This is a genomic window from Ruegeria sp. CDSC045 (assembly GCF_059610725.1).
Genome location: NZ_JBXWOE010000015.1, coordinates 89,556 through 95,555 on the forward strand (window position 1 = coordinate 89,556; position 6,000 = coordinate 95,555).

The 6,000-nt window shown below is 54.3% G+C and carries 5 protein-coding genes and 2 pseudogenes; 5 read left to right on the plus strand and 2 right to left on the minus strand.

Annotated elements, in window-relative coordinates; translation table 11 throughout:
- Positions 1 to 181 precede the first annotated feature (181 nt).
- Positions 182 to 1,039, minus strand: a complete 858-nt coding sequence (locus AC2FH6_RS20465; protein WP_496691959.1) for a LysR substrate-binding domain-containing protein — start codon at positions 1,037 to 1,039, stop codon at positions 182 to 184.
- 85 nt (positions 1,040 to 1,124) lie between these two features.
- On the opposite strand from AC2FH6_RS20465, the gene AC2FH6_RS20470 reads away from it, so the two are divergent.
- Both AC2FH6_RS20470 and AC2FH6_RS20475 read left to right on the plus strand, forming a co-directional pair.
- Positions 1,125 to 2,147, plus strand: coding sequence for a permease (locus AC2FH6_RS20470; protein ID WP_496704070.1), 1,023 nt, complete (start codon positions 1,125 to 1,127; stop codon positions 2,145 to 2,147).
- Between the two features lie 292 nt (positions 2,148 to 2,439).
- Positions 2,440 to 2,547 (plus strand): annotated as a pseudogene (locus AC2FH6_RS20475) (IS6 family transposase); the annotation flags it as partial.
- A 323-nt stretch (positions 2,548 to 2,870) separates the two neighbouring features.
- Here AC2FH6_RS20475 and AC2FH6_RS20480 read toward each other — a convergent pair.
- The gene (locus AC2FH6_RS20480) at positions 2,871 to 3,440 is read right to left on the minus strand and encodes a hypothetical protein (protein WP_496704071.1); all 570 of its coding nucleotides are present in this window, start codon (positions 3,438 to 3,440) and stop codon (positions 2,871 to 2,873) included.
- 112 nt (positions 3,441 to 3,552) lie between these two features.
- Between AC2FH6_RS20480 and AC2FH6_RS20485 the strand changes: the two are divergent.
- The 3 genes and pseudogenes from AC2FH6_RS20485 to AC2FH6_RS20495 all read left to right on the plus strand — a co-directional run.
- Positions 3,553 to 3,852: pseudogene (locus tag AC2FH6_RS20485) on the plus strand (Tn3 family transposase); the annotation flags it as partial.
- A gap of 179 nt (positions 3,853 to 4,031) precedes the next feature.
- Complete coding sequence (locus tag AC2FH6_RS20490; protein WP_496703407.1) at positions 4,032 to 4,451, plus strand: hypothetical protein; 420 nt, start codon at positions 4,032 to 4,034, stop codon at positions 4,449 to 4,451.
- 434 nt (positions 4,452 to 4,885) lie between these two features.
- Entirely contained in the window at positions 4,886 to 5,896 is a 1,011-nt protein-coding gene (locus AC2FH6_RS20495; RefSeq protein WP_496704072.1) for an autotransporter domain-containing protein, read from the plus strand.
- Positions 5,897 to 6,000: the final 104 nt, after the last annotated feature.

Sequence of the window (6,000 nt, forward strand, 5' to 3'; positions counted from 1 at the left end):
CAGTGCGCGAATGGCAGGTAGGTTTGGTGTTTCCATGACTGATCCTCCGATCCGTCATGCACTCCCAAAACGACAACCCGGGGTTGACATAGACGTCATACCACAGGATGCCGCGCCGCCTCCGATGTCAGGAACCGAGTCCGACCTGCCCATTCGACAGAACGCAGTGAAAGTCAGTTTTTTATGGCTTGGCCATAAATGCGGCTCGGATCGCCTCCTTCATAGCGTCTTGAGGCCCTTGTTCTTTCGGCTTGCTGGATGCCATCACCAGCTTGGAGGCAGGTGTGTTTCCGAAGCCCAATGCGTCGTTCACCACCGATAGACCTGCGTGAAGCGACGAGCGACCAAGTAGACCTACTGCAATCCCAGCCTCAACCGCTGCGATCACGCCAGAGACGCTCTGGCTGGAATATACAAGGCGATATGGCTCTCCGCGGGCTTGCAATGAACTGACTGCCGCGTCGCGCCACCAGCACGCATGATCGAATAGGGCCACCGGAAGGCTTTCATCGATCTGAAAATTCCGGCGCGCCGACGACACCCAACAAGTTGGGTCTTCATAAAGAACTTCCTCTTGGCTGGACGGGTTTTCGACCTCATAGACCGCAAGGTCCAGCGAACCTTTGTCGAGGGCCTCGGGAAAACTTGTGCTCAGGGCGCAGGTGACATCCAGTTCGACTTTTGGGTGATGACGGGTGAAGGACGCAATGATCTCGGCGAGTTTGGTTCGCCCGTGATCGTCGGGTATCCCCAAACGTAGTTTCCCGCTTACAGTGTTCTGGGAAATCTCCCGTAGTGCCGCGTCGAGACGTGCCGTCACCTCCTGCGCGACTGGAAATAGCTTTCGTCCCGTGTCGCTCAGGACCACCCCGCGGCCATGTCGGTCAAAGACCGGCTGACCAAGAATCCCTTCAAGGCGCTTGATTTGAAGGCTTGTTGCGGACTGCGACCGGTGGATACGAGCGGCGCCTTCTGTGACGCTTCCGGCATCAGCCACGGCGACGAAGGTTCGCAGAAGATCGCTATCCAGGTTTTCCATTTGTTGTTCCAATATCGGAAATTAAAACTATGCGTTTCACAGATGCCTCGTGCCGCACTATTTTTCAAGGTCAGAGGAGTATCCCATGTCCGATCAAACCGACTCCGACCGACCATCCAACTGGAAACCCCTGATATGGGGCCTGTCTCTGCTGATGTTGGCGGGCGTCGGTCTTGTCTGGCCGGAACACGCCGCAAACGCAGCAAGGTTCGTCTTATGGGGTCTAATTGTCGTTGCCCCCATTGTCATTCCGGGCATCGTTCTAGCAGCTTGGATCATCGCCAGCGGCGCGGATACCCATATCGCTGGCGCGTTCGAGGGCAGGACGTTGCGAACGGTTTTGGCTGCATCGCTCATCGGAGCCATCACGCCGGTCTGCGGTGTGACGGTGCTGCCCTTAATGGCCGGATTGCTGGCAGCGGGCGTGCCACTCGCTCCGATCATGGCATTCTGGCTGTCCTCCCCAATAACTGATCCGGCGATGCTCGCGACAACAGCCGCGACACTGGGTTTGAGCTTTGCGATCGGCAAAACACTCGCAGCTTTCGGATTAGGCGTATTCGGGGGCGTGATCACAGGGCTATTCGCCAAGACACCTTGGGCAATGAGCGCGCTTCGAGACAATGGTCTTGCGCGCCAACTGAGTGCCGCACGATGCGGCAGGGATCAACCCTTTGATCCATGGGTATGGCGGTCTGAGGCACGAAGGCATTCTTTCAGCAGACAGTTCTGGGCGACCACGCGGCTGATCCTGATCTGCCTGATCCCGGCATTTGCCGCCGAGTATGCCTTAAACGCCGCACTGACGCCGGGCGCACTGGCAGCATATGTTGGCGAAGACAAATGGTGGGCCATACCCGCCGCTGTCTTTGTCGGTGCCCCGGCCTATATCGACGGTTACGCTGCGCTCCCGCTGACACGCGGGTTGATCGACAACGGCATGTCCGAAGGCGCGGCGATGGCTTTCCTTGTCTCGGGCGGTGTTGTCAGCATCTGGGGTGCGATGGCCATTGCACCAGTGCTCAGATTTAAACCGTTCATGCTCTATCTGTTGCTTGCAATTCTGGGGTCGCTCGGGGCGGGGTATGTCTTTGGGTGGATCGTCTGAGATTCAGCGTTAACGGGAAGCAGACGTTCAGCAACCGGCAGCTTCGTCCGCACTGTGTGAATTGATCGTTCCAGCCTCGCTGCGCGCTGCACCAATGGCCGGTTTCATCGCCGCGTCACAGCGCCAGATTTCGAGCGCATGCAGCGTTTCTTCCGTTGCGAGCGTGCGCCGCGAAAAATCACAATGACCGGGTTGGGCCGTTCGTATCGATAACGATAATGGGAGCCATTATCGTTACTGATTTGAACTCGCAAACTTATCATTCACCTGCACGCAGCGCTGTATTAAGCGGTCGGCTACGGCAACTTTGGCAGGTATCGAGGTGGCGCACATAATCCGCAAGGGCCAATTCACGCCCGGACTCTGTTCATTCAATCAATTCGCAGAGCTGACCGTCTAGCTCCGATCCGATCGTTAAAACAGCTCTTCGTGCTCAAAACTTTACAACAAAACCAGCAATGTCCCGGCCGGTGAGTGACTTCGGGCTGCAATCTGTTTTTGTAGCAAATTCCGAGCCTGCCATTTTGTGACCGGGCTCTAGGTTTCAGCCGACATATCGGCTTCCACCCAGAACACCCCAGCATGATCTCCCTGACGTAGTAGCCCCTAAACCGTCTCTTGTGAGCCGGCACAGGGGTTTTGGGTCATGGTCGGTCCATACCGTGGTGATCTTCCCACTATACCGGGTGGCCTTTCAGTATTGCAGCGCAGCAGTTACCGGAACTACATCGCAGCCGGACCTAATTCTCCCGCATTCCAGAATTGGTAGCATTCAGCTGGGCCAAGATTGCCACGTGGGCAAGCGATATCATAAATAATTTCCGCAAAACCCTCGATGATAACCCCAAACCCTGCCGCGACAATGATCACGGAACCAATGAGGTATCGACCATCTTCTTCAACTTGACCAAGCATTTGGTTTTCTTGATTTGGCCCCCAATTCAGGTGAATACCGTCTTCGATCGCGTATCCACCAGTATCAGTTCCGATCACATCAACATCGGACAAATCCAAGCTCCAATTCGGGTCTATTGCGGGATATTGCAGAGTGGCGGGCAGGTTATTTTGACCCAGATGACGCTCTGAAGGCAAATCGAAGCTAAAGCCGGACGAATTGGTGGTTTGGTAGGTATTGGCCATCCCATCAGTGTGGTTGACTGTTTGCGAAACTGATGAGTGAACTTTGTGCGCAAACCCGCGTTGGCCATGGTCGCGCAACGGACCAGCCGTGGACGTTCCGGCACTCAGGACAATGGCGAATGCGGTGACGGATGTAATAAGTGTCTTTTTCATTTCTTGGTCCCTCTAGGTTGAGCCTGTCTGATACGCTGTAGGTGGACCCAACTTGGAAGTTTGCGGATTCTATTTATTGCGCTGACAGGTCAAGGTTTTGAGAAAAGGCTTCAAGTTGACGCCTATCCCCGCCAGCCATGAACTTGCCTTCGCCTTGCGTAAAATCGGCAAGATGGAACGGACGCTGTTTGTCATCCACTGGTTGCTCGATGCCGATATGCAGCGCCGTGCACAGATTAGGCTGAACAAGGGCGAGGCGCATCACGCCCCGAAGAACGCCTTGAGAATTGGTCTACAGGGTGAAATCCGCGACCGTACTGCCAAGGACTAGCACTATCGGATGGCAGGCCTTGTCCTCTTGGCCGCTATCATCATCCACTGGAACACCAAGCATCTGAGAAGAGCGGTCACCGCTTATGATACAATCCTGCCCCTTACCGGAATCCATCCCAAACACGCTGCTAACAGGCGCTAGCTTGATGACTTTTCTCAAAACCTTGACTTGTCAGCGCAATAAATCTGAACCGCGGTTTGCCAGATTGAGTGCACACACAGCGTTTCAGATACGCTCGGCTGAAAAGGAACCAAACGATGAAAAAAGTACTGATTGCCTCCACCACAGTGTTCGCGATTGTTGCAAGCGCCGGAATGTCCATGGCTGGTCCGGTGCGTGATCAAGCCCAGCGTGGGTTTGAGAAGAATGTCCACACATCCGTTTCACAAGCAAACAACCACGCTGGGAAAAAAGCCAACAACCATCAAACCACTCAGATGATTGGCGGCGGTTCTGGTTTGACGTCAAAGCACGATCTGGGTCAAAAGAACCAGTCCTTAACTCAGGAGAATAGCACATATGGCGCCGGAGGGGGCTCGCAGCTTTCCAATGCTCCCCTTATCGGCGGCATTACCGTTTATTTCCTTGAAGTGCCTGAATTCGACTTTGATGCAAGAAGGCTTAAAAACGTTTTTGACATTGATGCTGGTACAGTGATCAAACGCAGGAGACGCTGAGGCTAAGATGCTGAAAGAGACCAAGCTGTGAACAGCGAGGCGAGATTTACCGGTGATCAACTCCAGCTGGTTCGCTCCTTTTGCTGGCTGGACGTTGTGATGCAACGGAGCTTCCAAGACCCGCTAAATTCCTAGATCACAAACCGATCATGTGCTTTGCCATTACGCGCACCCAGTGACCATTCGTTTAAACTAGACCAACTACGGAATGAGTGCGCTTGTCGGCTTTAACCTGATCAATCCGGCGCGGTTGTCGCTAAGCCAGTGTTTACCTGACAGAGAATGCCCCACTGCCAAACACGCCGCAAACAGGCGTTCGTTTGATGTATTTTCTCAAAACCTTGATGTGCCAGCGCAATCAATCTGAGGCGCAGATCGCCAATTTGATTGCATACACAGCGTGCCAAACACGCTTAGCTGAAAGGCGCGAAAAGATGAAAAAGGCAATGTTCACATCCGCAACAGTATTCGTGCTTGTCGTAAGTGCCGGAATGTCTATGGCCGGTCCTTCGCGTGGCAACCTAACCGGGTTTAAACAGGGTGTTCGCTCATCAGTTTCGCAAGCACACAACCGCACTGAGACGCAAAGCAACGGTTCCAAAGCCTTCACCGCCAGCCAGGTGCTGATTGATTTGACCACAACCGCCGGACCATTGTTCTGGTTTGAGTCCCAAAGTGAACGCGACAGCTATGATGTCGGTGAAGGCGAGTTGACGACGAACAACGGCACTCTGCGATATGGCGCGAATTTGCCTTTGGGTGAGATCGCGGGCGGACAGCTGTTTGGCGGGCTGGAATTTGGCATCGGCAGCCTGTCATCGAACGTCGGCACCAGCCTGGCCAGTGCCAATATCTCGACCGAAGCCTACGATGCAACCCTGAGCGCGCTTTGGGTTGCGGACAGTCTGTTTTATGTCGAGGGCCAGCTTCGCTATGGGTATTTCGACAGCCAGATACGTCCGGATGGCAGGGGCGCAGTGGATGCCGATGGCAGTGGGTATGAGGTATCTGTTGAAGTTGGCAAGCCCTTCACGCTGCTGAACGAATGGACGCTCACCCCGCAAGTGCAGATCATGTACAGCGATATCGACATGGACGATGTCCCAGATCGCGTCGGGGACAGTCGGATAGGATCGCTGGTGGATGGTGAAACATTGACGGCTCGGGTCGGACTGCGTGCTGAGCGTGCCATTGCAAACAATTCGATGCTGTATGGTCAAATCGACGTCTATCATACGTTCGACAACGCAACCTCGTTGGTGTTTGGGCAAAGTACAGTGTTCACCGAGCGCGGTCAGGACACAGCGGCCCTGACCTTTGGCGGTAATTTCTCCCTGTCAGATCGCTCTTGGTTCTATGGTGAGATCACTACTGAAACTGGATTGGGAAGCAGCTCGGACGACTACGCCTTCAGCTGGAGCATCGGCGTAGAGGTGCAGTTTTGAATCGTAACGGGGTTCAGACGCCAGCTCGATGTTTTTTCTCAAAGCCTTGACGTGTCATCGCAATAAATCTGACCGACAGATCGCCAAATTGAATGCACACACAG